General features: G+C 37.7%; 26 protein-coding genes and 2 pseudogenes. 3 read left to right on the top strand and 25 right to left on the bottom strand.

Annotated features, from left to right (window positions below):
- Positions 1–11: 11 nt before the first annotated feature.
- The 16 genes and pseudogenes from gvpU to JCM12304_RS06010 form a co-directional block, all read right to left on the bottom strand.
- A complete protein-coding gene (gvpU, locus tag JCM12304_RS06085; protein ID WP_060679103.1) occupies positions 12–419 on the bottom strand; it encodes a gas vesicle accessory protein GvpU in 408 nt (135 codons plus the stop codon).
- 29 nt (positions 420–448) lie between these two features.
- Positions 449–1,237: a GvpT/GvpP family gas vesicle accessory protein gene (gvpT, locus tag JCM12304_RS06080; RefSeq protein ID WP_060679101.1), complete on the bottom strand. Its 789-nt coding sequence runs from the start codon at positions 1,235–1,237 to the stop codon at positions 449–451.
- A 3-nt stretch (positions 1,238–1,240) separates the two neighbouring features.
- A complete protein-coding gene (locus tag JCM12304_RS06075) occupies positions 1,241–1,576 on the bottom strand; it encodes a gas vesicle protein (RefSeq protein WP_060679099.1) in 336 nt (111 codons plus the stop codon).
- Positions 1,577–1,639: 63 nt separating this feature from the next.
- Entirely contained in the window at positions 1,640–1,924 is a 285-nt protein-coding gene (locus JCM12304_RS06070) for a gas vesicle protein K (protein WP_060679097.1), read from the bottom strand.
- On the bottom strand, positions 1,890–2,168 hold the full coding sequence (locus JCM12304_RS06065) for a gas vesicle protein (RefSeq protein ID WP_060679095.1): 279 nt from the start codon (positions 2,166–2,168) through the stop codon (positions 1,890–1,892). The genes JCM12304_RS06070 and JCM12304_RS06065 overlap by 35 nt, the downstream gene beginning before the upstream one ends.
- 10 nt (positions 2,169–2,178) lie before the next feature.
- Positions 2,179–2,997: a GvpL/GvpF family gas vesicle protein gene (locus JCM12304_RS06060; RefSeq protein ID WP_060679093.1), complete on the bottom strand. Its 819-nt coding sequence runs from the start codon at positions 2,995–2,997 to the stop codon at positions 2,179–2,181.
- Positions 2,998–3,002: 5 nt separating this feature from the next.
- Positions 3,003–3,263, bottom strand: a complete 261-nt coding sequence (locus tag JCM12304_RS06055) for a gas vesicle protein GvpG (protein WP_019378727.1) — start codon at positions 3,261–3,263, stop codon at positions 3,003–3,005.
- On the bottom strand, positions 3,263–4,027 hold the full coding sequence (locus JCM12304_RS06050) for a GvpL/GvpF family gas vesicle protein (protein ID WP_060679091.1): 765 nt from the start codon (positions 4,025–4,027) through the stop codon (positions 3,263–3,265). Before JCM12304_RS06050 ends, JCM12304_RS06055 begins: the two co-directional genes overlap by 1 nt.
- A gap of 27 nt (positions 4,028–4,054) precedes the next feature.
- A complete protein-coding gene (gvpN, locus tag JCM12304_RS06045; protein WP_060679089.1) occupies positions 4,055–4,963 on the bottom strand; it encodes a gas vesicle protein GvpN in 909 nt (302 codons plus the stop codon).
- 22 nt (positions 4,964–4,985) lie between these two features.
- A pseudogene (gene gvpO / locus JCM12304_RS06040) lies at positions 4,986–5,245 on the bottom strand (gas vesicle protein GvpO).
- 77 nt (positions 5,246–5,322) lie between these two features.
- A complete protein-coding gene (gvpJ, locus tag JCM12304_RS06035; protein ID WP_019378723.1) occupies positions 5,323–5,583 on the bottom strand; it encodes a gas vesicle protein GvpJ in 261 nt (86 codons plus the stop codon).
- 25 nt (positions 5,584–5,608) lie between these two features.
- On the bottom strand, positions 5,609–6,073 hold the full coding sequence (gene gvpQ, locus JCM12304_RS06030) for a gas vesicle protein GvpQ (protein ID WP_019378722.1): 465 nt from the start codon (positions 6,071–6,073) through the stop codon (positions 5,609–5,611).
- Between the two features lie 15 nt (positions 6,074–6,088).
- The gene (gene gvpT / locus JCM12304_RS06025; protein WP_060679087.1) at positions 6,089–6,574 is read right to left on the bottom strand and encodes a GvpT/GvpP family gas vesicle accessory protein; all 486 of its coding nucleotides are present in this window, start codon (positions 6,572–6,574) and stop codon (positions 6,089–6,091) included.
- A 295-nt stretch (positions 6,575–6,869) separates the two neighbouring features.
- Positions 6,870–7,898: a spore photoproduct lyase gene (gene splB, locus JCM12304_RS06020; protein ID WP_019378720.1), complete on the bottom strand. Its 1,029-nt coding sequence runs from the start codon at positions 7,896–7,898 to the stop codon at positions 6,870–6,872.
- Complete coding sequence (locus JCM12304_RS06015) at positions 7,891–8,151, bottom strand: transcriptional regulator SplA domain-containing protein (RefSeq protein ID WP_060679086.1); 261 nt, start codon at positions 8,149–8,151, stop codon at positions 7,891–7,893. The genes splB and JCM12304_RS06015 overlap by 8 nt, the downstream gene beginning before the upstream one ends.
- Before the next feature lie 111 nt (positions 8,152–8,262).
- Positions 8,263–8,649, bottom strand: a complete 387-nt coding sequence (locus JCM12304_RS06010; protein ID WP_060679084.1) for a DUF302 domain-containing protein — start codon at positions 8,647–8,649, stop codon at positions 8,263–8,265.
- A 154-nt stretch (positions 8,650–8,803) separates the two neighbouring features.
- On the opposite strand from JCM12304_RS06010, the gene JCM12304_RS06005 reads away from it, so the two are divergent.
- Positions 8,804–10,450, top strand: a complete 1,647-nt coding sequence (locus tag JCM12304_RS06005) for a CoA-disulfide reductase (RefSeq protein ID WP_060679081.1) — start codon at positions 8,804–8,806, stop codon at positions 10,448–10,450.
- A 140-nt stretch (positions 10,451–10,590) separates the two neighbouring features.
- Here JCM12304_RS06005 and JCM12304_RS06000 read toward each other — a convergent pair whose 3' ends face one another.
- Positions 10,591–11,139 carry a GNAT family N-acetyltransferase gene (locus JCM12304_RS06000; protein ID WP_019378716.1) on the bottom strand — a complete coding sequence of 183 codons (549 nt, stop codon included), beginning with the start codon at positions 11,137–11,139 and terminating at the stop codon, positions 10,591–10,593.
- A 242-nt stretch (positions 11,140–11,381) separates the two neighbouring features.
- On the opposite strand from JCM12304_RS06000, the gene JCM12304_RS20305 reads away from it, so the two are divergent.
- Positions 11,382–11,468 carry a putative holin-like toxin gene (locus JCM12304_RS20305; RefSeq protein ID WP_223280644.1) on the top strand — a complete coding sequence of 29 codons (87 nt, stop codon included), beginning with the start codon at positions 11,382–11,384 and terminating at the stop codon, positions 11,466–11,468.
- A gap of 222 nt (positions 11,469–11,690) precedes the next feature.
- Here JCM12304_RS20305 and JCM12304_RS05995 read toward each other — a convergent pair whose 3' ends face one another.
- From JCM12304_RS05995 to JCM12304_RS05965, 7 genes and pseudogenes are all read right to left on the bottom strand, one after another.
- Positions 11,691–13,271 carry a peptide chain release factor 3 gene (locus JCM12304_RS05995; protein WP_060679079.1) on the bottom strand — a complete coding sequence of 527 codons (1,581 nt, stop codon included), beginning with the start codon at positions 13,269–13,271 and terminating at the stop codon, positions 11,691–11,693.
- 404 nt (positions 13,272–13,675) lie between these two features.
- Complete coding sequence (locus JCM12304_RS05990) at positions 13,676–15,187, bottom strand: multicopper oxidase family protein (RefSeq protein WP_060679077.1); 1,512 nt, start codon at positions 15,185–15,187, stop codon at positions 13,676–13,678.
- Positions 15,188–15,629: 442 nt separating this feature from the next.
- Positions 15,630–17,738: a heavy metal translocating P-type ATPase gene (locus JCM12304_RS05985; RefSeq protein ID WP_060679075.1), complete on the bottom strand. Its 2,109-nt coding sequence runs from the start codon at positions 17,736–17,738 to the stop codon at positions 15,630–15,632.
- 32 nt (positions 17,739–17,770) lie between these two features.
- A pseudogene (locus JCM12304_RS05980) lies at positions 17,771–18,446 on the bottom strand (response regulator transcription factor).
- Entirely contained in the window at positions 18,439–19,830 is a 1,392-nt protein-coding gene (locus JCM12304_RS05975; RefSeq protein WP_060679073.1) for a sensor histidine kinase, read from the bottom strand. Before JCM12304_RS05975 ends, JCM12304_RS05980 begins: the two are co-directional and overlap by 8 nt.
- A 15-nt stretch (positions 19,831–19,845) precedes the next feature.
- Complete coding sequence (locus JCM12304_RS05970; RefSeq protein WP_060679071.1) at positions 19,846–20,577, bottom strand: urease accessory protein UreH domain-containing protein; 732 nt, start codon at positions 20,575–20,577, stop codon at positions 19,846–19,848.
- 21 nt (positions 20,578–20,598) lie between these two features.
- Positions 20,599–21,507, bottom strand: coding sequence for a F510_1955 family glycosylhydrolase (locus JCM12304_RS05965; protein ID WP_060679069.1), 909 nt, complete (start codon positions 21,505–21,507; stop codon positions 20,599–20,601).
- A gap of 230 nt (positions 21,508–21,737) precedes the next feature.
- Between JCM12304_RS05965 and JCM12304_RS05960 the strand changes: the two genes are divergently transcribed.
- A complete protein-coding gene (locus tag JCM12304_RS05960; protein WP_060679067.1) occupies positions 21,738–22,946 on the top strand; it encodes a dicarboxylate/amino acid:cation symporter in 1,209 nt (402 codons plus the stop codon).
- Between the two features lie 499 nt (positions 22,947–23,445).
- Here the strand turns inward: JCM12304_RS05960 and JCM12304_RS05955 are convergent, their stop codons facing one another.
- Positions 23,446–25,977 carry a heavy metal translocating P-type ATPase gene (locus tag JCM12304_RS05955; protein WP_060679065.1) on the bottom strand — a complete coding sequence of 844 codons (2,532 nt, stop codon included), beginning with the start codon at positions 25,975–25,977 and terminating at the stop codon, positions 23,446–23,448.
- Positions 25,978–25,990: the final 13 nt, after the last annotated feature.

Genomic DNA, 25,990 nt, shown 5'->3' with positions numbered 1-25,990 from the left:
TGCGTTTTTACTTATTTATCATTATTTTTGCTTTTGGATTTAGGTTCAGCTATTCTCCCCAAGAAGAAACTATCAACTTCCACTAGCTTTCCACGCCATAATATTTCTCCTTTTGAAGGAGTTGGCTTACTGTCACCACAATAAATTTTAGTATTTTTCAGATGGATAAAATTTACTTCTTGTTGATTACCAGAATCAGCTGATTCTCCTGCTTGTGAAAGCTGCTGACTTACTTTCTGGGAGATATCGCTGCCATCCTCAAAGGATTGACTCATATTATCAAAATACTCCGTGGCAGAAATTAGAGTACCCGTTACAATAGCACCATGAACCAACAAAGAAATATCCAATTCAAAATCATGTTTATTTGCAGCTGCTACGAAAAATTCTAAAATATTATCCTTTGCATTTTCACTCATTGCTATCTCTCCCTGCTATATTTATAATATTAAGCTGAAGTGTCATCATTTTTAGTTAATGCTGTTTCTTCTTCCTCATCGTCTGATTCTTTTGTTTTATTGTCATCTTTTTTGCTTACTTGTTTATCGCTCTCTTCTTTTTGCTTGTCTTTCTTTGCTTTTTTATTTGTGCTAGATTTCTTATTAGTAGTTTTTTCATCCTTTTTATTTTCTTTTTTCTTTGTAGCTTCCTCTTTATCTTCTTCATTATCATTCTCTTCAGAGGAGTCCACATCCTCTTGTTCTTGCTCTTCTTCAGAAGATAAATCACTTTCTTCAGTTTCCTCATCTGAATTAGATTCCGATGTGTCTTCTGAATTAGCATCACTTATTTCCAATAGCTTGTTCATTTTTTCCTCTAAGTTATTCAAACGATTTGTCAGTTGCTGATTCTCCTGTTTTAAATCTTCGTACGATTCATCATTTTCTTCTGCTTGATGATCAGATTGATCCTGCAACTCTTCATTCCCTTGATCGTCTTCCTGATTTTTATTAGAGAACATATTTACAGTCGATGTTTTTACTCCCTTCAAAGCCTGGCTTGTTTTATCTTTGCTTGAATCTTTTACCTGCTTCCACTTCGTTTTTGTTTTCGATCCCAATTCGGAACTTTTCTCACCCACCACCTTGGTTAGTTTCTGACGGTTCTCTTCAGCAGATATATAGCCAACCGCGGCACCAAGTATACCACCGGCTGCAGCTCTTCCTACAGGGTTCGTTTTTCTACTTGTTTCCTCATTGTTCAGGTTTGAATCGTTCTGGTTGTTTTCTTCAGTCATTTTTTATCCCTCCGATTTTGATTCTGTTGTAATTCTATTGTTGGTATTCACTTGACTTTCCAGTGCATCAAGTCGATCTTTTAATAATTTATTTTCTTCTTCTAATGCTTGTGTATTCTCATTTGCCTTGGAGCTTAAATAAGGATCAGTTTCCCACCAGTCCATACCGATTTCTTTCGCTTTATCTACAGAAGCTACGATTAAACGTATTTTTATTGTCAGCAGTTCTACATCTGCAATGCCTACACGAATATCACCAGCTATAACCACACCTTTATCCAAAACCTTTTCAAGTACGTCTACAATCGTGCTCGATTGCATAGGATGTTCAACAGCCATGATTATTCCTCCCTTCTTTACCCTTCCATTAATAAACAAAATAGACTTTACATTTTTTGTAGTTTATAATAGATTTCCTAACGGGCCGAGATCTATATTTAAGTCTTCTGCTTCTAAACCAAATACTTCCTTCAGCTCTTCCATCTTGTCTTCCAAATTCATCAGAGCAACTCCGAGATCTTCAATTTGCTGATCAGAGAGTGTGCCACCTTCCACCCTTCTCATCGCATGTCTTTCTACTATCTGGCGGAGTAATTCAATAACTGTCATCACAAGCTGTGCTAAACCATCTTCTGGATTATCAGGATCCAAATTAATCCGTCCATTTGTTTGGCTGGCCGGTTGCATCAACTAACGCCCTCCTTTCGTCATCGAACTGGTCAGAAGTAACATCTTTTCGATTATTCTCATAAGATTGCACCAGAGTTTCTACGGATGAAATTAATACCCGCAAATCAAGATAGACGAGATCTACACCGGCAATGGAAATAATGAGATCCCCTTTAATTGCAACACCTTTATCAAGAATGACGTCTAAAATATCAATTAATCCTACTTCTTTGTTTTCAATTGTTTCTCGTACAGAAGGCATTTCTATCTCCTCACTTTTTCATCTGACCCAAACGGGAGAAATGATATGCCGGCCATGGACCAGTAGCTTCCATTTGCAAGCCTAGTTCCCCCATCTTCTGTTCTTGTATCTTTACTTCCTCCAAAAACCGATTTACTTCGTTTTGTTCCAATAAATACACACTGTTCCAACTCATGTTCTCTTTTCGACCTGTCGCTTTTTTATCCCAGTTTTTTTTCACGTCTGCTTGAACCGCATATGCTGTTAATTCGTCATGAATGTGTACACAAAGCTGTTCTCTTTCTTTCTCTAATTCTCTTTCCACTAGCTGGTCCAGTTTCTTTTTTTCAAAAAACTGTTTTCCAGGTGGCAAGCTGCTTATTTCTTTCCTTTTTGCTTCTATAGTTGAATTACTATCGCTTACTTTCTTTTTAAGTATTTCATCATTGGAAAAGACTTTCACGTTCCATTCTTCTTTTCCATATATTCTAGAAATAGATTCTGTAAGCTGATCCATTTGGGATGAAATAGATGTAATTAAACTATCTTCATTGTTGTATATCGTGCAAAAAGATAGTGGAATAACTGTATAGAGTTTATTTAGTAACATGAGCACCTCATGGTGATGAAATGCTTTTTTTTGCAGCCATTCCAAATCATTGTTCATTTTTTCTTCAATAAATGACTCTGTATATGCGTTGCTGTCAAGTTTACATAGTATTGCTGCGATTTCACCCATAGGTAAAGCGTGTATTACCTCTTCATCATCAAAACCTCTCTTCTCAGGTAAAACACTTTCTTCATATTCACTCGTGGGAACCAGACCATATAAATATACTTTTTTCACCATTACTATCACTCTTCCTTAGGTTTCGTTAAAGCTTCCCATTGTTCCAGCTCTTTCCTTTTAGCTATTTCGTATCGTTCCAGAAGCTCGGCTTCCTTATGCTTATACTCTTCCTCCGACATCTCCTGCAGTTCATATTTCATTTGTAGCTGTACCAGTTTCTTTTGAATGGTTGGAAGATCATATAACTCCTTATCCGCTTCTTCCTGTATTTTTTCGCCTACTTTTTTCACCATATTCAAAGGTCCGGTAACTAGTTTGTGAAGCATTAGGCTTCCTCCACCGTCAGACGTATATTTATAAAATTATAAGCAGGCCATGGACCTGTATAATTAAATTCAACCTGCTCCTTCCAACGCTCGTGCGCTTCATTCACCAATTCATCAAATTCTTCTTCTTTCTCTCGATCTACTAAAAAAGAAGCGTTTAAAAGCATTGTTTCACTAATAGGATCATTATCTTTAGCTGCTTCAGCTTTTTCCTCTAATTGCTCAAAAATATCTGTTTTGACTTCACTTTGTAGCTGATTAAATAATTCTTGAGCTTTTCCACCCAATTTTATGCGATCATAATAACCAGCCTCTTTTGACTTAGCTTGAACGGTTCTAGTCATTTCATCAATCTCTGGATGTTGATTTACCCGTTTTTCCAACCATTCTTTCTTTCCAATTACTTTTAGGCCCAGTTCTATTTTCCCTTTTATTTTAGGAAACAGTTCAGTAAACTGTGGGTGAAGGTTTTGCAAAAGAACTTCTACATCACCCTTCGAATTGAATACATTCCCAAAACTAATAGGAATTACCGTATCATTCTTATCCATAACTCTTGAAATAACTTGTTGATGCATCATTAGGTTTTCCTTGTTCGGGTGATATATTTTCATAGGTACTTCCGTTGCAACCATGGCTGCATTTTCGTAATGAATTGTAAAAATAGCTCTTTTCTCACCTTCAAATTCTACATGTCCAAAACCTTCCTCATTGGTTGCTTCCACCCCACAAAAAATATAAATGCCCGTTTCTTGCTGTTCCATTATTCTCTCTCCTCTTGTTAGCATCTTTTACTCATTCAATTCTTCCATAATTATATTTTCAGCCTCTTTTAGTGCTTCATCTGCATTCACACATTGACTTAGTGGATACGTTAAAATGTCTAAACACAATTGTTGAAAATCCTCATCTTTTGATTCGATAGGTATGTCTTGCTTTGAAGCAAGCTTTGCTAACATTAGCGAGGACCTTAGGCTTGGTCCTTTGCCATCATTATGACTACATTTCCCTCTTAGTTTTGCTACCAATTGACTGATAAACAGAGCATCTTCTTTATCGAGTTCGCTTTTCTCAGCCACGATCCGCGCTTCTTCTTCAGGATCTTCATACGAGATAGGTATCGTAATTAATCGATCCAATAATGCATCTTGTGTTTTATAAACACCAGCATATTCAGCTGGATTACTTGTAAAAATCACTGAAAAAGATGGATGAACACGAGCGAAGGGTTCTTTTGACTTCGTTCCATAAAGGGGAATAATTCCTTCTTCCAAGATGGAAAGAAATAAATTATTCGTTGTTGGTTGGGAACGGGTAAATTCATCATATACAAGTGTATATCCATTCAATACAGCTTCTAACAAGCGGCCATTCTCCCACGTTTCTGAAACACTTTCTTCTTTTTTATATACTGTGCGTACGTATTGATCTATTACTTTTTTACTTGTGTAACCAGTAAAGTCACCAATTAGATCCTTGTTATTCATTTCATGATTCCCATGAATTAACATCACAGGTCGCTTTCTTTTTCTAGCAAGAGCAAGTGCAATCGATGTCTTACCAGTACCAGCAGGACCAGTAAAATGAATAGGATAGCCGGCTTGTAAATAATCGAATGTTCGCTTCAGCAACATTTTGGTGTTATCACTTTCAACCAGCTGATTGGATCGCTTATTTTTACTTTCCTTGATAAAAGACATTCTATATCCTCCAGTCACTCCTTTAGTTTTGTATTTTACTACGGTAACGAATATCTAACCGTTTAAAAGAAGTAACTTCCTTATTCTTATTAACTGCTACCTCATAAATTCCCAACATTTCGTCTTTGGCATATTTTTTCATGTACTCCTTCTCTTCGATTACTTCCAGTGTGATGTTCCACCCTTCCTCTTCACCAGCTTCTACTGCAGTAATTTTATGAGGAGGAGCTACATGCTCTTCAAAAAATCATTTACATTTTCCATGACTTCTTTAATCTCCATTGTCTTCCTCCTGATTCGTTATTCTTAAAAGTTGAAGGGATCACCCTGTTAGGGAAGATCCCTTCATAGGAACTACATTAAATACTGAACTGTGCATTTCTCTCATTGCTTTGCTGTGGTAATCCTTCTTCTTCTACCTCGTCACGAAGCAAGCCAACAGCTTCCGCATAACGTAACCAAGTGTCCACACTCGCAATAACCACTCTTGCTTCTACAGTTAAAATCTCAATACCTACCACGGATACTCTTGCATATGCATCAATAACAATTCCTTTGTCCAGGATACGATCAATCACCTCTGCTAAACTTGAACTATCTGCAGTCTTTTGTACAGCCATGTTTCATTCTCCTCTCATCATGTGTTTATCCAATTTTTTTAATTGATGTAATAGATTTTACATCTGATGATTTTTTTACATTTGCAGGACCTTTAATAGTAGTTGCACTTTTTATACTTGATACGCCTTTTATTTGATGTGCACCTTTTACTTTACTTCCTTTTTGCTCATCATTAGAGGAGATTTTTTCTTGAAATTCCTCTCCTGCCTCTTTCGCTTTTTTTAATTTTTCCTTTAAAGTTAACAACGCATCCTGAGTTTTTTCCTTTGCACTCTCGGCACTACCTTGGACCTTTTCAGCATTTTCCTCTTTAACCTCAGCAAGGTTATTTGATGCTTGAGTCACTTTGTCCTGCACTTTATTCTCTATTTTTTCGACTGACTTTTCTTTTGCTTCTTCTTTTATTTTTTCTTTCCATTCATCTGGAGCTTTCTCCACTGCGGTTTTCGCTAATTTTCCGGCAGTTTTTTTTATAGGACTATTGCTCATCATCCACCTCCTTTATTACTTATCCAACGCCTTTAGCAACGTGTTTAATTTATCCTCAATTCGCTCAAGATTATCGTTTAACTCCTTATTCTCCTGCTTTAATTCCTGGTAACGATCGTCTCCATCCTCTGAGCTGCTTTCTTTATTTTGATTATTTGATGGGCTTGTCTCCTGACTTTCACCCAATAATTTTTGTTGATACTTACTTAAGGAGCTTGTGGCACTTTGCTTTAACATAATCATCGCTTGTTCGGTTACCATTTCCTGAGCTGTGCGACGTAACTCTCTTCCCGCACTTTGGAGGACTTCTGATTGCCCAATTCTTCCAGCAACCTTCTTACTGACTTCCGGACTGGCAAGCAATCCTACCCCTGCACCAACAACTCCTCCAATAACAGCAGGATATAACCCATTTTTATACTTTTCATCTGACTGGTTATTCTGACTTGTAACCTCATTTGATTGATTGTCTGATTCTGTTTCTAATGATTCATCAGCCATTAGATCACCTGCTTTCCGTATTATTAAAAATTCATTTGATAATATTAAATTTTATTAGTGAATAGCCTTTTACCGGACAGCACAAACCTCTGATAATTTTAAAAAGCAATTTCTTACCATTATTTTCACCTTATATAACAAGACTACAGTTTTCTGTAACAATAAAATCCTTTAAATAATAGAGGTTTCATAAAGATTTGGTTCCCTCTGCAAAAATATTACGTTCTGATTACCTTTTGATTACACACCTGTAATATCTGTTTTAAAATAAAAAACGCCACCATAGTGACGTCTTTTAAGTAAAATATTCAATTTTAGCTTCTGGAAAGTAAGTATGGATGTAGCTGCCTAATGTATCCTTGATATCTTCCTGTTCTTCATTCGTATACACGTACTTACCAATACCATAACGCCCCCATTTCCATTTACGTTTAGATTCATCGAGTTCCAATTTTGTCATAGGATAATTTTCTTGAATAACTCGCTTAGCAGGCTTCGTAAATCGATGTTGGATCAGTTCAAAGGTCAAATCTTTTTTTGCGTTTGAGGGCAGAGCTGCTTCCAGCTTCTCAAACATTTCCTTATACCCTTCCTGCCATCCTTCATGAAGATAAATGGGAGCAACAATAAATCCTAATGGATAGCCTGCTTCTGCAATTTTAACTGCAGCTTCAATTCGTTCATTTAGTCTCGAAGTACCTGGCTCAAAGTATTTAATAATATATTCATCGTTTACACTAAAACGAAACCTCGTTTTTCCATTATGTTTTGCGTCCAGCAGATGATCTACATGCGCAAACTTTGTAACAAATCGAAGCTGACCATATTCGGACTTACCAAAATACTCAATAGCTCGTTTTAGTGTGTGTGTTAAATGGTCAATACCTACAATATCTGATGTACAGGATGCCTCAAATCGAGTTGGTTCAGGCGCCCGTTCTTTCATATATTCTTCTGCTGCTTCAAAAATTTCTTCAACGTTCACATACGTTCGTATGTAAGGCTTGCTCCCCATGGTTGTTTGGAGATAGCAATAATGACAATGCCCCATACAACCTGTTGCGAAAGGAATAGCATATTCAGCGGAAGGCTTGGAAGTATCAAATTTTAATGTTTTACGTAGCCCTACTACCAACGTAGATTTTGCAGTACGATATTTTTGAAAATGATTATCCCCTGGTAAATTACGAATCTGATTATGAGAAGTGGTTTGACGAATTTCAATTCCCATACCTTCGAATTTTTCAATCAACTTCTTTCCTAACGGATATTCCAATGCTTTTGGCTCCACGTATACGAGTTGCGGGACAAACGGTTTAACCATAGAATTCCTCCCCAGAATCTACTGTACCAAATGCTTGTTGGTAAGCTGCTTCAGCTTCTTCCTCTGTTGAGAATACCGCATATTCTTCTGTTAAAGGAAAGTAATTTTCATGAATAAACAAAGCTAATGAATTAGCATCTTCCGGGTTTTGCACGACAGCTGCCTGCTGAATATGAGCAACGTCTTGAGCATGAGGATTACGAATAATAATATACACAATTTCACCTGGATTGAATGATTGATTGATTTCCAAGTTTTTCACCTGTCTTTCTTATAATCTACTCTCATTCTTCCTCAGTAATTAGAAATTATGTAAAAAGAAAAAACCGTTGCCTTTAAATTAAGCAACGGTAAATTAAAAATATTATGCAATGCTATTATCCATACATCGAATTAAACGTTTTTCTATATTATTTGCAAAATCCTTAAGTTTATCATCGTCAACCATTTCAATAAGTTTTGTTGGACGAGGCATGCCAATCTTCGTTTCTCCTGCATCTTCATAAACTACAATCTTACATGGAAGAAAATATCCAGCCATTTGATTACGTGATAGAATTTCTTTCGCCTCTTTTGGGTTACATACTTCTAAAACATGGTAAGACTGGTCATATTCAAAACCTTTATTTTGCAATGTTTCCTTAATATCGAAATTCCAAAGGACCCCAAATGATTCTTCCTTTAAACTTGTTTCAAGTGACTTAATAGCTTCTTCCACCGTTTGGTTTGTATTAATTGTATAATGAAACATTTATAAAACATCCCCTCAAAAATTGATTTCTACTTATAATATACCCCTAATCGTTTTTTTGATAAACATGTGATGTTTATCACAGATTTTTATTGTAAATCGAGTATACTTTAATTATAATATACCCACAGGGGTATTAAAAGGAGTGGTAATAATGACAGAGAAAATAATTATTATTGGTGGTGTTGCAGGAGGTTCAACTGCTGCAGCTCGTTTAAGAAGACTCAACGAAGAATCTAATATCATTATATTTGAAAAAGGAGAGTATATCTCCTTCGCCAACTGTGGTCTTCCTTACTATATTGGCGGTACAATTACAGACAGAGATAAGCTTCTGGTGCAAAATGTAAAAGATATGTCATTAAGATACAATTTGGATATTCGAATTTTTAGTGAGGTTATTAAAATTGACAGGCAAGCTAAAAAAGTTTTTGTAAAGAATGTGCAGTCAGGAGAAATTTATGAAGAAACGTATGATAAAATCATTCTTTCACCAGGAGCTCGTCCTGTTGTCCCACCAATCCCAGGTATAGACAAAGCAAAAACACTCTTCACGTTACGAAACATGGAAGATACGGATAGAATAAAGTCATTCATTGATAAGCACCTACCTCGTAAAGCAGTGGTTGTCGGCGGAGGATTTATAGGTCTTGAAATGGCTGAAAACCTTCATGATCAAGGCATAAAAGTAACAGTAGTAGAAATGTCTGAACAAGTCATGGCTCCACTTGACAAGGAAATGGCAGCAATTATTCACAATCACTTGCAAGAAAAGGGAATAGAACTTATTTTGGGTGACGGAGTCAAGTCTATTGAAAATAATGGTAAATCAATTCTTACTCAAAAAGGCAACAAAATGGAAACAGATTTAATACTGTTATCTATTGGAGTCAGACCTGAAAATGAACTAGCTCTACAAGCCGGCCTAAGTACTGGCAAACGAGGAGGCATACAAGTAAATCAAAAACTTCAAACGAATGACCCTTCCATTTTTGCTATTGGCGATGCTATTGAAGTGAATGACTTTACCAATAAACAACCAACAATGATTCCACTTGCATGGCCGGCAAATAGACAAGGTAGATTGGTTGCGGATATTATTAACGGTAAAGACGTCCAATATAATGGGACACTTGGTACTTCTATTGCAAAGGTATTTGATTATACAGTAGCTTCGACTGGAAATAATGAAAAGATACTTAATCGCCTTGGTAAACCATATGAGGTGATACACATTCACCCCGTTTCACACGCCGGTTACTACCCTGGTGCAGTTCCTATTGCACTAAAACTGATATTTGATAAAACGAGTGGGACTATTTATGGAGCTCAAGCAGTAGGAAAAGATAGTGTTGACAAGCGAATTGATGTAATTGCAACTGCAATAAAGGGTGGATTAACTGTTAAGGACTTGCCTGATTTAGAATTAGCTTATGCCCCTCCTTATTCTTCAGCAAAAGATCCTGTAAACATGGCAGGATATGTTGCAAGTAATATCATGGAGGGAGAAGTAGATACAATTCAGTGGCATGAAATTGATCGTATTTTAGCAGATGGTGGAACGTTAATAGATGTTCGTAGGCCTGAGGAATGGGAAAACGGGCATATTACAGGTGCCACCTCTATACCCTTGGACGAATTACGTGATCGACTAGATGATTTACCTAAAGAGGAAACTATTTACGTGAATTGTCAAGTAGGACTTCGCGGTTATATAGCAGCAAGAATCTTAGCAGAGAACGGATTTAAGGTGAAAAATCTGGATGGTGGATGGAAAACATACGAGACAGCATTACAGTAAAAAAATAGAACCGTCCGAACAACTTCCTTGTAAAAATGCAATAAAAAAGTCAGGTAACTCAACTTCCCGTAGAGGTATTACCTGACTTTTTTATCACTGTCAAAATCATGCTAAAAAAAAGCTCGTCTTATTCTATTTTTTTATGCCCTAGCATCCCATTCATCATTTAGCAAAGAAAAGATATACGCATCATGAGACTGATTATTTTGGTAAAGATAACGTCTTAGTAGACCTTCCTTTTGAAAACCAAGTTTTTCAAGCACAGCAATTGATGCTATATTTTGCGGATAGGTAACTGCTCCCATTCGAACTAATGCCAGCTCGGAAAATGCATAGTTCAATACTGATCTCGCAGCTTCAGTAATTATCCCTTGGTTCCAATAATTAGGATGTAATTCGTAACCTAGTTCAGCTTTTTTACTCCATAGACTCAAATTATTTAAGCCTAACGTTCCAGCAAATTCTTGCGTATCCCTTATAATGATTCCCCAACGGATACCACGTTTACTTTCATAGTTATGACGAAAAGAGTTTATCATGTTTATAGCGTCGCTTTCCTTTTCCAGAGGATCCATTCCATAATATCTAGTAACCTCATCCATTGATAATATATTGTAATAATGGACTATATGTTTCTTTTTGATTTCTACTAATTGAAGGCGTGGAGTTTCCAATTCGGGAAATGCCATTTAACTTCTCTCCCTCTTTAAAATATATAACATCTTACTTCTCTATATATTTCAAAATTCCTCTTTTTTTAAAACAACATATTAATAGATGCTAATTTTGCAAATTTATAAGTAAACATATACTTTTTTATAGGAACATATGATCGGTTGTGTTATAATTAGACATACAATAGACTAGCTTCCATGGATGGGTATGGTACACGTCACCTCTCAGGTATTCTGTATGAAGGGGGTGATGCGGGATGGATGTAGAATCAGTTTTAACTTTGATGATTTCTTTTGGGGCTTTGATTGTTTTGATTATGGCCCATAAAAATGACAAAAACTAACCCCTCTAGCTTTTTAGAGACTCCAGAGGGATTAGTTCAACGTTGTGCCACCCTTTTATTTAAGGTTAGCTATTGTACCGTTCCATGTTGCAGCATGGGGCGGTATACTTTCAATTTCTATTATATATCATATCATGAATTAAGACTTTTGACACTATTTTGGCATGACTTAGGTCAAAATGCTCGTTATTAATTAGCTGCAAAGTAACTTTAGAATAACTATTACGTTGTCTGATCATAGCTGTTTACTTCAAACAGATCAATCAGCTTCATATCGGGGTGTTTTTCTTGAAACCAATTCAAGGCAAATTCGTTACGGAATAATACCAAATGATTTTCTTCCCGATCACGCACCAGCAAGTTACCTTCATCAAACAGAGACTCATCTATTTGTTCTGCCTGTAACCATCTTGGAATCCGTTCACCAATAGATTCCAACATCACTTCCACGTTATATTCATTCTTCATACGATACTGAAATACTTCATATTGTAATTCACCGACTGCCCCAAGAATATAAGATTCTGTCCTGTGACGTTTAAACAATTGGATGGCGCCCTCCTGAACAAGCTGCTCAAGTCCTTTTTTAAATTGTTTTGCCTTCATTACATTTTTAGCAGTAACTTTCTTAAATAACTCGGGTGGAAATTGTGGAAGTTCATCATATTCAAATTTATCCTTACCTGTAACAAGTGTGTCACCAATACGATAAATATTAGGATCATAAATACCAATGATATCTCCAGCATACGCTTCTTCTACGGTCCCTCGAGAGGATGCTACAAATTGTTGCGATTGAGCGAGTTTAATTGTTTTTCCTGTTCTTGATAGCTTTACTTCCATTCCACGTTCAAATTTCCCAGAACATACACGCACAAACGCAATACGGTCTCTGTGTGCAGGATTCATATTCGCCTGTATTTTGAATATAAAACCAGAAAACTCAGGGTGATCTGGACTTACTACACCTTCAGTCGATTTTCTTGGACCTGGAGCTGGTGCCATAGATACAAACGTATTAAAAAATGTTTCAACACCAAATGGAGCTAATGCACTTCCAAAAAACACAGGCGTCTGTTCCCCAGCAAGAACATCGTCTAATGAAAAGTTATCTCCAGCCTCATCCAACAGTGCAAGCTCTTCCTTCGCATCCTGGAACATTGCATTTTCTGTAAGGTCTGAATGCGCGTGCAGTTCAGTATAAGGAATAATTGTTTCTTCTTCATCTCCGTTATACCGAACAAACTCTTCTTTTTGACGATTGAATATACCAAGAAATCGTTTACCCATACCTGCGGGCCAATTCATCGGACATGTCTGGATATCCAAAACTTCTTCAATTTCATCTAATAACTCAAATGGATCTTTTCCTTCTCTGTCCAGCTTATTAATAAAAGTGAAAATGGGAATACCGCGCATCCGGCATACTTTAAATAGTTTCAACGTTTGAGCCTCAATACCTTTAGTAGAATCAATAATCATAACTACGCTATCCACCGCAGTTAATGTACGATATGTGTCTTCACTAAAATCTTCATGGCCTGGTGTGTCAAGAATGTTAATTTGGTGACCTTGGTAAGGAAAGTTCATTACGCTCGATGTAACAGAGATACCTCGCTGTTTCTCAATTTCCATCCAGTCAGACGTAGCAAACTTACCAGATTTTTTTCCTTTTACAGTTCCAGCAGAACGGATTAAATTTCCATACAATAATAATTTTTCCGTCATGGTTGTTTTACCCGCATCCGGGTGAGAGATAATTGCAAATGTTCTTCGTTTCTTCATTTCATCTTGCAGTGTCATATAAATGTCCCTTTCATAAATAATATTGAGTTGTGAATATGCGTATTTAAATAGATTTTACATGAAAGGGATGCTCCTTTTCCGTTAAATTAGTATGTTAAAAATATAGCACTATGTGCGGTTTTTTTGCAACAAGGGGGATGTTATAACTACAGTTTATTCTTCTATTAGCCACCTACCGTGTTCTAGTTTACGCATTTAATCGTACTGAATATAATCTTTTCTAACATTTAAAACAGCGATTCGATTTTTATACGGTCTCTTACCTCTACATAAAAGATTGGGACAAATACACTTTTATATATTGAAAATCCGAACCGATTCAAATTAATGCTGAATCATAGTTCGGATTTCTTCTTGTAACAAGTTGGTGGAGTAAAAACGCACCGACTCCTCGGAAATGTTTATTCTGGTTGGTTATCTACTTTTCCAGTATCTTCATAGAACGGTTGAAAGTTATTATATTTCACCATTGTTACCATTCCATTGGAAGCATGATGAAGATCATGGCAATGAAATAGCCAATCACCAGGGTTATCTGCTAGAAAAGCAATTTCATACGTTTCACCTGGCTTTACATTTAAGGTATCTTTAATGATAGGAGCACCTTTTAATGGTTCTCCATTTTTACTCAGAACCTGAAAAAAATGTCCATGTAAATGCATGGGATGCGTTGAATTATCTCTGCTGTCATTTTTCATGGTTACCTTTACCTTGTCATTCTTATTTACCTTAAATGGCGGAACTTCTGGAAAGGTTTCCCCATTTATCGTCCAAGCCATTCCCATATCCCCTTCACTCATATCCATGGTTGCATTCAAATCCATTTCATATTCAATATCAAATTCATCATCTAGTGAAAAAGGAGCTGTTGCACCTTCTCCAAGTTTAGTAATATCCACTGTTTCTAAGGAATTCGTATGATTTAGCTTATTAGTAATGGATTCTTCTTCATAAACAACATCCATTCTCATCTTATGATTAGCCTCTGATTCGCCATGCCTATCAATGGTAAAGTTACCTTCTCCATCTGCTTTAAATTCAATATCATACCGCTCTCCTGGAGCAATCTCCAGTAATGTCCCTTCCTTCTTACGAGGTTCATTTACTTTTTGTCCATCCACATGGGTCACTCGATAATCTACAGGAATATGTAATTTATGTACCATATATCCAGCGTTAATAAATCGCAGTTTTACTCGATCCCCTTTACGCACAATCAGGGGCTTACTATTATCATATGTTTTTCCGTTTATCGTATAGATATCGTAAGAACTCATATCATGTTCCATCATGCTACCATGGGTATCACCCATATGCCCATCATTACTTTCTTCCTCTTTTTCTCCAGATTCCCACTCATCTACAACCAGTGTATAGTCACGGTCAACATTTGTTCCTTCTTTTGATTCCACAATAAGCGTGCCATATAATCCTTTGTCCATTTGTTCTACACCGTTTTGATGGGTATGGTACCAGTACGTTCCAGGGTGATTAGCTACAAATTCATACGTATAGGTTTCCCCTTGTGGAACAGCATCTTGAGTCACTCCGGGAATCCCGTCCTGTTTATTCGATAACGGAACTCCATGCCAATGTATGGTAACAGGCTCTTTTATCGTGTTTTTCAAGTGAACCTTAACAACTTCTCCTTCTTTCACTCTAATTTCTTCCCCAGGTACAGTCCCGTTATATGTAAGTGCCTGAATCGTTTTATCGGGGCTTAACTTCCACTCTTTTTCCTGAGCTGTTAGCGTAAATTCATTTATCTTCTTTCCCTTGGTATTTTCTTCTTTCGCATATACCTTTTCCGTTTTTTCGTTTTGTTCCGAGCTTTCTTTCATCGTCTCTTCCTGCGTACAACCTACTATCAAATATGTAAGAACTATGAACGTAATTAACAAACTTTTCTTCATGTGCTTTTCCTCCTTTGTTGTTTTAGCATACAAAAGAAATGTGAATTTTTTATCGAGAGGAGTACACAATGATAAAAAAGCACAAATAACTTCCACCCAGCAAAAAGAGGCTGGGACAAAATAAATTTTATACATTAAAAACCCGAACCAATTCACACTACTAATGAATTATGGTTCGAATTTATTTTTTGCAACAAATTAGCGGAGGAAAAACGCGCAGACTCCTCGGAAATGAAGTACACATTTCCTTCGTGCGATGTATCGCTGTCGCAGCTTTCCTTGTCCTGTGGGAGGAAAAGCCTAGCTAAGACCCCGGAGTGCATCGCACGAGGAGGCTTAGCAGCGCCCACGGAAAGCGAAGCGTTTTTCCGAAGCGGGGTTCCCACATTTTAAATAGTTCGTCTTTAGAATAGCGTTGTTTAGTTATGTCCCAACCTTCTGTCTATGCCTTTAATAGCTTGGCATTAATTGCAACAATCACAGTGCTTAAGCTCATTAATACAGCTCCTACAGCCGGGCTTAGTACAATTCCAACAGGAGCTAGAACACCTGCCGCCAGTGGTATGGAAAAAATATTATAGCCTGCAGCCCACCATAGATTTTGCACCATTTTTCTATACGTTTTCCTAGATAGGTTGATTATAGAAACGACATCTTTCGGATTGCTTTTCACGAGCACAACATCAGCCGTTTCCATTGCCACATCTGTTCCTGCGCCAATGGCAATTCCAAGATCCGCTGTGGCAAGTGCAGGTGCATCATTAACACCATCTCCTGTCATAGCGACTTTCCAGCCTTTATTTCTAATATCTTTTACTTGATTTGCTTTATCGTCAGGAAGTACTTCAGCATAAACCTCATCTATTTCAAGCTGCTTGGCAACCCAGTTGGCCACTTTTTGATTATCACCAGTAAGCATGATGGAATGAATTCCATCTTCTTTTAAAGCAGCAATTGCCTCTTTAGCTGTTTCTCTTACGATGTCAGCAAGTGCAATCATACCAACTAAGCGATCGTCCACAAGCACAAATACAACTGTCTTTCCTTCCTCAGACATTTTGTTGAATGCATCTGTATCATAATTAAGCCCATTGCTTTTTATATAGCCAGGGCTAACTACATTAATTTGTTTCCCATCTACTTTCCCTTCAATTCCTTTACCAGTGATGGAAGTAAAATCCGCTACTTTTTTTAAGGTAATTTCTTGATCCTTACTATGCGCAACAATTCCTGCTGCTATCGGGTGTTCTGAATGTGCTTCGAGACTAGCAGCCAGCATTAATATGTCTGCTTTACTTTCTCCTTCCACAGGAACAATTTCCGTTACACCGAACTCGCCCTTCGTCAGCGTACCCGTTTTGTCAAAAACGACTGCATTGAGATTTCTTGCGCCTTCAAAATTCGTCCGATTTCTAATTAACAGTCCTTGTTTAGCTGAAATAGATGTAGATACGGCAACTACAAGTGGCGCGGCAAGCCCAAGTGCGTGAGGACAGGTTATTACCATAACGGTAACCATTCGCTCTAATGCTACATCGAAGCTATAACCAAGTGCAAGCCAGATAAACAATGTAGCAAACCCTGCTAGTAAGGCAAGGTAAAATAGCCATTTAGCGGCTCTGTTTGTTAAATCCTGTGTTTTGGATTTGGAATCCTGTGCCTCTTTTACCATGGTGACTACTTGCGAAAGATAAGATTCCTCTCCTGTCTTCTCTACCTGTACTGTGATGGAACCTTCCTTATTAACAGAACCTCCAATCACTTCATCATTTTTATATTTTTCAACAGGTACAGATTCCCCAGTGAGCATGGACTCATCAACGGCCGTTTTTCCATCCAATATAGTGCCATCCACAGGTATCTTCTCTCCTGGTTTTACAAGTACCCTGTCTTTATTCTTCAGTTCAGCAACCGGTACATCTACCGCCTCGTCATTCTCGTCCAATTTATGTGCCTCATTTGGCATCAGTTTAACAAGCTCCTCCAATGCATTAGAAGCCCCCATTACCGAACGCATTTCAATCCAATGGCCGAGAAGCATAATGTCTATTAACGTGGCAAGTTCCCAGAAGAAATCCTTTCCTTCCCAACCAAATACCGTTAAAGAGCTATAACCATATGCGACGAGAATAGCAAGACCAATTAAAGTCATCATGCCAGGATTCTTTTTCTTTAATTCTCCAATAGCTCCAGTTATAAAAGGCCAGCCACCATAAAAGAACACAAAGGTAGCAAGAATAAATAATACGTATTTATCAAACGTAAAACGCCACTCTATCCCAATAAAGCCTTGGATCATTGGTGACAATATGAGAATCGGTATGGTAACTAGCAAAGAAATGTAAAAGCGTTTTTTAAAATCATTTACCATATCGCCATGATCATGTCCATGGTGCCCATGATGTCCATGCTCTGCATGTTCATTGTCTTCCATTTTATGTTCGTGATTTTCTTCGTGTTCATACTGGGCATGATGATGCGAATGCCCACCTTTTTGATCCGTTTTTTCATTATCATGCTCAGAAAAATGCCCTTCGTTGTTTTTCCCCATGAAACTTCCTCCTTTCAAGAATATAAATCAAGCTATTTGGATTGTACCCACTTATAGCCAACTCCCCACACTGTTTTAAAATAAGCATCAATAGGAAATCCTGACTGGCGTATTTTCTCCCGTACATTCCGCACGTGAGAATCGACCGTTCTCCCTTCTGTATGGCTGGCAAATCCCCATATAAGATCAAGCAATTGTTCTCTGGCAAAAACCTGATTTGGATGTCTCATCAAATGACCCAGCATAGAGAATTCTTTTGGCGTAAGCTTAATATGTTGATTTTCATATGTAAGCTCAAATTTTGACTCATCAGATTAGTCCAGCAACCTTTATTACAGCGGAATCTGAGATACTCCTCCGCAATAATGCCTCCATTCTTGCTAGAAGCTCTTGCTCATCAAATGGTTTGGTAATATAGTCATCTGCTCCCAACCTTAATCCCTTAACTATATCCTCCTTTTGATCCCGAGCAGTAAGCATAATAATTGGAACATCAGATATCTTTCTAATTTGCTCGCATAGTTCCCATCCATTTACCTGTGGCATCATTACATCAAGTAGAACAATATCAAACGTTTCCTTCTGAACATTTTCCATAGCAGTAGCTGCATCTTGAGCTTTTACACAGTGATACTGGTGTGGGTGCAAATACAATGCAAGCAGGTCCAGCATGCGTTTTTCGTCATCGACAAGAAGTACCTTATACATTTTCTCTTCCACCTTTTCTTAACCTAATACGAATTGTAGTTCCTTTTCCTATTACACTACTTGCCTCTATTGTACCGCCGTGTGATTCGATAATTTCTCTTGCTATGGAGAGCCCCAACCCTGTACCTCCACTATCCCGAGATCGGGATTTTTCCACTCGATACAATCGATCAAATATATATGGCAGATCTTCTGGAGGAATCCCTTCTCCCTCATCTTGAATAACGATCCAAATATCGTCCTCTTTTTGTTTTACCGATAAACTCACTCTGCCTCCCTCAGATGAATGCTTTCTTGCATTTTCTAAAATATTGAAGATAACCTGTTGTAATCGCGCCGGATCTACATCAATAACAAACTCTTTTTCACACAAATAAGAAAATTGGATAGCTGACTTTTCAAAAGCCGGTTGTACACGCTCCGCTATTGTACGAGTCAATTCACATAGAGAGATCGGCTCCCGCTTTATTGTGAAATTATTTTCATCCATTTCAGCCAGATCAAACAGGTTCTTTATGAGATAAGTTAAATGTTCAGCTTCTTCACGGATTATTTTCGTATATTCTTTCATCTCTTCTTTTGGTGTGTCATCCCGACTAATAATGTCTGCATATCCCTTTAAATAGGTGAGTGGCGTTCGTAACTCATGTGAAACACTTGCAAGGAACTCATTTCTAGCCATTTTCATTTGCTCCAAGTCATTCGATAATTTGGTTATTGAATTAGCCAATTCGCCTAGCTCATCTGTACGTTCCGTATGCAAGGCAACTCTATGATCTCCTTTACTCAGCTGCTCCGTAGCTTCCTTCATTCTAATTAACGGGATGGCAATAAATTTTGACAGAAACATGATTACAATAATAGTTAAAGATATCGTAATAATGCTCACCATCAGAAATTGGTCACTGAGCTGATCTATTATTTTTTTCACATTATCCGTATCAGCAAACATAAAGACATTTCCCTCATGTTTGCCGTCTATTACTATGGGACTGTCTGTCGCAATAAATGCTGTTTCTTCCCATCTTTTTTCCACTATTTTGCCCTTCTTTGGGATCTTTTCCTCTTTTACCCGATCGATAATGTGACGCATTTCCTTATTAATAGGATCGGAATTCACAAGCACTTCTCCTGCTTCATCGGTTATTACTACTGCAAAGTCAGATGCTGATTCCATAATAGCCACATGTTCAATAGTCGATGTTTGGAAGTTTCTTTCAAGCACTTCCCTATGTGTATTCCCACGACCCAAAAGATTTTCCATGACCTCCTCAATTCGATCATTGGCAAGGTTCGAATATAAAGTGAAAAATAAAAACGCTTCTATAATTAGAAAAAAAACAAAGAACAATATACCAATTTTAAACGATAGCTTATTAAACATGTAAATTCCTTTCTTCTATAACCAATAGGTGACAGTATCAAAAAAACCTATAATAATTATTACAATACCTGCTAAGGTTTGTACAAGTTGACCAATTTTTCTACTTTTTTTCAAAATGGCTCCACTTGCCCCAAAATACCAAATTAAAAAGATAATCAACAAAAGAGGTAAGGAGGTGCCGAGAGCAAAGAAAGCAGGTAACACGGCACCATAAGGACTAGAAAGCACAATTGGTATCAAGGTAAGAAAAAACAACACAAACATAGTTGGGCAAAAAGCGATCGAAAACGTAATTCCAAGGAAGAAACTACCTAATAAAGTTCTATTATGGGTACTCCTCCGCAATAAATAAAATGGCCATATACGCCTAATATGAAACATTCCCATCATAAATAAGCCAATGAAAATTAGCATTGGCCCGATGATTTTTCGAAGAACAGGAAATACTAGCGTGAGGCTACTATGTATGTCCTTACCCATTACCCAAATCAAAAAACCAAGAACACTAAATACAATTAATTTCCCTATAATAAAGACCCACACATGTAACCATGGTACCTTGTAGGTAAGTGACCTATTGCCATAGATCGTAATAGCACTAATGTTACCTGTCAACTGACATGGAGCTACTGCCCCAACCAATCCAAGAAAGAAAGCAAACAAAATAGGTAAATGCTCCCAACCATATGCGAGCTGCTGTATGGGACGGCTGAAAAGACTTGCAATTTGGTTATATAGTTCAAACATATTAGTCTGTCCACGCTTTCTTTAATTTATCACATGTCCATTATCTAAAATCTGCTCCCAACTCTTCATCCCATCTTTTGAAATAAATGCCTGCCCTTTTATAGTATAAATAGCAAACACTTTTTCCTCCTGTGGATTCTTTGCAATGTAAACTGGGCCATCTTCATTTAGTTCAGGTAGCTCAACTTTTTCTTTACTGGCGTCTGAAAGAGTATACTTTGTCATTTCAGGGCTTGATGTAAAAGAAGCAAAGTAGAGATTTTCCTCATCAAAATAAACAGACGTACCAGTTCCATCACCACTAATTAATTCAAAACGTTCCCCTGCGTCTTCAGAAAGATAAATTCCATTACTAGTAGCTGCAGCGACCCAGTTGGAATCAGATGGATGTATAGCCAGGTGCAGAAGTTCTCCTGCCAATCCAGCTCCAGCAGCTTCGTCCCATGTATCTCCATTATCTACGCTTCTATAAAATCCCTGGTCCAGTTTTGAATTTTTTTGGGGATTCATTAAGAAGATGTCATGGCTGGAGAAGCCAACAGCCATTCCGTGGAAGTCTGTTTCTCCTGCAAAATCAATCTCATCAAGACTTTTGCCTCCGTCGGCGCTTCGCTGAATTCCTATTGGATTTGGTAAGTCCGAATCTTCACCGGGGTGGCCAGAAGTGTAAAACCCATCATCAACTGCATTAAATCCCATATAGTCATTATGGTTTTTAGATGTTTCCAACCATTCTCCATCTCTATATATTTTTAGACCTGTATGGGAAGCAAAATGTAATCCGTTATCTTTACCTGCATAACCTATGCCATGAACATGTTCCATTTTCCCATCAAAAGGAACTTCAAAAGCCTGTTTTTTTCCAGAATCGCTGCACCCAGCTATAAATAGACCCGTGCTAAGTATTCCAATTAGCATTACTCTTTTCATAATCCACGCCCTCCATCACTCTCTATGTATTAAAGTTATTTTATATAAAATTTATCCAGTTTTTGTGCAGGATCTTTATAATAATTGAACTTTTAACAGAATTATTAATATGTCACCGCCCTAATCCCATTTCCATGTTCTTAATTTTCAAACAAGTACATACATATTTAAAAACGCGCGTTTGAATAGTAAAGATTTTTGAAAGTCAATGAATTAAGGAGGTTTGGTACATGCGTATTGGTTTACTTCCCCAGATTTTAATCGCATTTATAAGTGCTATCATATTTGGTATTATTTTTGGCCAAAACATGGAAGTCGTGCAACCATTAGGCGACTTATTTCTTAGACTTATTAAATTCGTAATTATCCCTTTAATTGTTTCATCTTTAATTGTAGGAGTAGCAAGCACTGGTAACATGGAAACACTTGGGAGAATCGGCGGAAAAACTATTTTTTATTATGTTGCCACAACACTTCTTGCTGTTACGATTGGATTGATTTCAGCTTTCCTTTTTTCACCAGGAAAAGGAGTGGACATTTCCTCTACAGGAGAAATACCGGAAGCCACCGAAACTGGTGGTGTAATTAATGTGTTTCTTAACATCATTCCAACCAATCCGATTGAAAGTCTTTCTAGTGGTAACATTCTCCAGATTATATTTTTTGCTATCTTCATTGGTGTGGGGATTACCATGGTGGGCGAAAAAGCTCAACCTGTTTATCGATTCTTTGAAGGTTTGGCCGAAATTATGTATAAAATCACCTGGATTATTATGAAGCTTATCCCATTTGGAGTCTTTGGTTTGCTAGCTCCTATTATCGGACAATATGGGCTTTCTGTTTTGATGCCTTTAATAAAGCTAGTTGCAGTTGTAGCATTTGCTTGCATTGTTCACACACTCGTAACCTATTCATTTGCAGTTAAAAGCTTCGGAAGTATGAATCCACTGAAATTTTTCAAAGGAATTGCCCCAGCTACGCTTGTTGCTTTCAGTACGCAAAGTAGTTCCGGAACATTGCCTGTTACTATAAAATGTACAGAAGATAACTTAGGAGTCTCCCAAAGAGTGTCCAGTTTTGTTTTGCCACTAGGAGCTACAATTAATATGGATGGAACCTCACTCTATTTAAGCATAGCAGCCCTGTTTACTGCACAAGCTTATGGCATCGAGCTTTCTTTTATTCAGATATTAACGATTGTATTAATTGCAACATTAGGTTCCATTGGAGCAGCTGGTGTGCCTGGAGCAGGGCTAGTTATGCTGACACTGGTTCTTACAGCAGTTAATCTCCCATTAGAAGCCATCGCCTTAATTGCTGGTGTGGACCGCTTTATGGATATGTTCCGTACTGCAGTAAATATTACTGGTGACGCCTCTGCTGCTCGTGTTGTTCAACAATCAGAAAATAAGAGAAATGAAGCTTCACTTGAAATATAATTCTCATATACTTTCCATCGATTTAATAAAAGGTTTAACTTTAAATTTTAGGTTACAAACATATTTAGTTATTTCATAGTTGGAGGAAACTGCGCAGTAACTATTCGTGTTTAGATTATGTAAAATAACTGCGTTGCTGGAAAGCTCATTGAAATCGTTGAAGAGGTAGGTAAGCCGCATTGATTTCCGTTGCATACGGACGCTTTCACACCTCCGGGTACAAGGGCGACATCTGTTCGTAACCTCACAGTGTCTTCTTTGCCGCCCGCGGAAAGCGAAATATTTCCCCGTAGCGGTGATTTACGCAGCCTCTATATTCTTAGTTACGTCGCAGTCTATCTACTTTCCGAATCATTGAATAATCCCAACATATATATTAGAACTAGTAAAAGCAGCTCTACATACAAGATGCAGAGCTGCTTTTAAGCATTCTATTAAGTTTTAAACCTGTAAAATTTTATCACTGAAATTGTCACTTCCAGCTCTGACACGTATTCTACTATTCTGATCGCACCCGTAATAATCGTAACGCATTCAATATTACAAGTACTGCTGCTCCAGTGTCACTTAGCACAGCCATCCATAGGGTTAGCCAACCCGGAAAAATCAGGATTAGAGCCGCTAGTTTTATAAGCAATGAAAAAGCAATATTTTGTTTGATAATAGATAAAGCTTTTCTACTTAGTCTAATTGTGTATGGCAGTTTCTCCAAGTTATCTGCCATAAGCACTATGTCCGCTGTTTCCATTGCGGTATCTGTGCCTGCACCGCCCATGGCTATTCCCAGCTCTGAAGTCGCAAGAGCAGGGGCATCATTTATGCCATCTCCAACCATAGCCACGCTATGGCCTTCTTCCTGAAGCTTTTTAATTGTGTCAACTTTATCTTCCGGCATAAGTTCAGCAAAATACCGATTTACCTTTGTTTCTTTGGAAATCATTTTTGCAGTCCCCTCATTATCTCCAGTAAGCATCACAATTTGTTTCACACCAATATTATCTAACTGCTGCAAAGCATTTACTGTTGTAGGACGTAGCGAATCACTTACAGCAATCATACCTAAGATCATTTGCCTCGTTCCAATTAATACGATCGTTTTACCATGACCTATAGCCCTTTTAATAGAATCAGCGACAGGCTTTAGGTCTACCCCCATTTCTTTAAATAGCTTAGGGTTTCCAGCATAATATGTTTCATCATTTATCATTGCTTGGACGCCTTTACCGGCAATGTTGGTAAAATTCGATGCTTCTATCGTTTCAATCTCTTGCTTTTTAGCATATTCCACAATCGTATGAGCAATTGGGTGAGTAGAATATTCTTCTAGCGTCCTCGCAATGGCAATGAGTTTCTGTTCAGATCCATGAGAAGTATGAACTTCTGAAACATTTGGCTTCCCTTCTGTCAGTGTTCCTGTTTTATCAAAAGCAATTGCGTCTATTTCTCCAGCTTTTTCTAAAAACGTTCCGCCTTTAATTAAGACACCTTGTTTGGCTGCATTCCCAATCGCAGAAACAATTGCTACAGGAGTAGATATGACGAGCGCACATGGACAGGCAACGATAAGTAATGCAAGACCTTTATAAATCCACTCATTCCATCCACCTAAACCAAGCAATGGAGGAATAATCATTATTCCGAAGGCAAGCACGAACACAATTGGAGTATAAATACTAGCAAATTTATCAATAAACGCCTGAGCTGGTGCTCTTTGATCTTGTGCTTCTTCGACCAAATGAATAATCTTAGCTATGGTTGTATCTTCTACCAGTTTTGTTACTTTTACTTCTAAGGATCCATGTTCATTAATTGTACCGGCATATACTTGAGCACCGAGGGTTTTATTAACCGGAATCGATTCTCCCGTAATAGGGGCTTGGTTAATACTGGAGCTTCCTTTTACAATCTCTCCATCTAACGGTATACGTTCACCTGGCTTGATAATAATGAGAGAGTTTAGACTGACTTGCTCTGCTGGTACCCTGCTCATTCCATTACTTGTTTTTAACCATGCTTCTGCTGGGGCTAAATCCATAAGCCCACGAATTGATTTTCTTGTTTGTTCCATCGAATTGTTTTGCAGTACATTACCAAGAGCGAATAGCCAAACAACTGTAGCTCCTTCAAACCACTCACCAATTAGAGCCGCACCAATGGCGGCAGCTGACATGAGTACATTCATATCAAGAGAGCGGTTTTTCAACGAATAAAAAGCAGCTTTAATTGGTTTATAGCCATTAATCGCAATAGCAGCTGCATACAAGAAGACGCCTATAAGATTGGAAAGTCCATAGAATGAGCCGAAAAACGCAATGGCAATTAAACCACCTGAAAAGTAAATAGAGCTCATTTCTTTACTTCTTTGATTGTTAGAAGAAATATTATTTGCGGTTCCATTTACTAATACAGCTTTGTACCCTAGTTTTTCTACTTCTTTCATCATCTCATTATCTTTGTTAGTATGTGAAAGTTTCATCTTTCCGGTGGAAAAGCTAACTGTTACGTCTCTGACACCCTGAAGTCGTCTCATGTGTGATTCAATGCTCTTCGCACAATTTCCACAATCCATTCCTTCAATTTCATAAATAGAAGTAAATCCCCCTCTATCTTCCATACTGGCAGTAAAGCCTAATTTATTGACTTCTAATGGTACAGCATCCAATGCTTTCTCCGTACCTGCCGCCACAAGCTTGGCAGTATTATAGTTTAACTTAATCATTTCCAAACCATCAATTTTATTTACCGCTTTTTCAATTGATGCCGCACAGGAAGGGCAATCCATCCCTTCAATCACAAAAGTACGCTTATTAGAGCAGTCATTTTCAGCTTTGTCTTCTTTAATTTCCGAGTTACCAGAACAGCAACCCGATTCGGACTCTGTCTCGGAATGGTCCTCCTCTGCCTCGCAGCTTACCTCGTTCGACATTGTTACTGTATCTTGACCGTTGTTTTGTTCCGTTCCTGTTGTCTGCGAGCAACAGGAATTGTTCGAATGATCTGCTTTATTTGATCCACAACATGATTTACCCAAACTATTTCTCCTC

The organism is Virgibacillus halodenitrificans JCM 12304 (assembly GCF_001310895.1).
In the GTDB taxonomy this organism is placed as follows: Bacteria; Bacillota; Bacilli; order Bacillales; family Amphibacillaceae; genus Virgibacillus_Q; species Virgibacillus_Q halodenitrificans.
Note: the sequence above shows the minus strand (reverse complement) of the source record. Positions and strands in the feature narration are given on the sequence as shown.

Bases quoted from the DNA above. Each gene is read 5' to 3' on its own strand.
- gvpU (WP_060679103.1), bottom strand. From the start codon at position 419: ATGAGTGAAAATGCAAAGGATAATATTTTAGAATTTTTCGTAGCAGCT.
- gvpT (WP_060679101.1), bottom strand. From the start codon at position 1,237: ATGACTGAAGAAAACAACCAGAACGATTCAAACCTGAACAATGAGGAA.
- JCM12304_RS06075 (WP_060679099.1), bottom strand. From the start codon at position 1,576: ATGGCTGTTGAACATCCTATGCAATCGAGCACGATTGTAGACGTACTT.
- JCM12304_RS06070 (WP_060679097.1), bottom strand. From the start codon at position 1,924: ATGCAACCGGCCAGCCAAACAAATGGACGGATTAATTTGGATCCTGAT.
- JCM12304_RS06065 (WP_060679095.1), bottom strand. From the start codon at position 2,168: ATGCCTTCTGTACGAGAAACAATTGAAAACAAAGAAGTAGGATTAATT.
- JCM12304_RS06060 (WP_060679093.1), bottom strand. From the start codon at position 2,997: ATGGTGAAAAAAGTATATTTATATGGTCTGGTTCCCACGAGTGAATAT.
- JCM12304_RS06055 (WP_019378727.1), bottom strand. From the start codon at position 3,263: ATGCTTCACAAACTAGTTACCGGACCTTTGAATATGGTGAAAAAAGTA.
- JCM12304_RS06050 (WP_060679091.1), bottom strand. From the start codon at position 4,027: ATGGAACAGCAAGAAACGGGCATTTATATTTTTTGTGGGGTGGAAGCA.
- gvpN (WP_060679089.1), bottom strand. From the start codon at position 4,963: ATGTCTTTTATCAAGGAAAGTAAAAATAAGCGATCCAATCAGCTGGTT.
- gvpJ (WP_019378723.1), bottom strand. From the start codon at position 5,583: ATGGCTGTACAAAAGACTGCAGATAGTTCAAGTTTAGCAGAGGTGATT.
- gvpQ (WP_019378722.1), bottom strand. From the start codon at position 6,073: ATGAGCAATAGTCCTATAAAAAAAACTGCCGGAAAATTAGCGAAAACC.
- gvpT (WP_060679087.1), bottom strand. From the start codon at position 6,574: ATGGCTGATGAATCATTAGAAACAGAATCAGACAATCAATCAAATGAG.
- splB (WP_019378720.1), bottom strand. From the start codon at position 7,898: ATGGTTAAACCGTTTGTCCCGCAACTCGTATACGTGGAGCCAAAAGCA.
- JCM12304_RS06010 (WP_060679084.1), bottom strand. From the start codon at position 8,649: ATGTTTCATTATACAATTAATACAAACCAAACGGTGGAAGAAGCTATT.
- JCM12304_RS06005 (WP_060679081.1), top strand. From the start codon at position 8,804: ATGACAGAGAAAATAATTATTATTGGTGGTGTTGCAGGAGGTTCAACT.
- JCM12304_RS06000 (WP_019378716.1), bottom strand. From the start codon at position 11,139: ATGGCATTTCCCGAATTGGAAACTCCACGCCTTCAATTAGTAGAAATC.
- JCM12304_RS20305 (WP_223280644.1), top strand. From the start codon at position 11,382: ATGGATGTAGAATCAGTTTTAACTTTGATGATTTCTTTTGGGGCTTTG.
- JCM12304_RS05995 (WP_060679079.1), bottom strand. From the start codon at position 13,271: ATGACACTGCAAGATGAAATGAAGAAACGAAGAACATTTGCAATTATC.
- JCM12304_RS05990 (WP_060679077.1), bottom strand. From the start codon at position 15,187: ATGAAGAAAAGTTTGTTAATTACGTTCATAGTTCTTACATATTTGATA.
- JCM12304_RS05985 (WP_060679075.1), bottom strand. From the start codon at position 17,738: ATGGGGAAAAACAACGAAGGGCATTTTTCTGAGCATGATAATGAAAAA.
- JCM12304_RS05975 (WP_060679073.1), bottom strand. From the start codon at position 19,830: ATGTTTAATAAGCTATCGTTTAAAATTGGTATATTGTTCTTTGTTTTT.
- JCM12304_RS05970 (WP_060679071.1), bottom strand. From the start codon at position 20,577: ATGTTTGAACTATATAACCAAATTGCAAGTCTTTTCAGCCGTCCCATA.
- JCM12304_RS05965 (WP_060679069.1), bottom strand. From the start codon at position 21,507: ATGAAAAGAGTAATGCTAATTGGAATACTTAGCACGGGTCTATTTATA.
- JCM12304_RS05960 (WP_060679067.1), top strand. From the start codon at position 21,738: ATGCGTATTGGTTTACTTCCCCAGATTTTAATCGCATTTATAAGTGCT.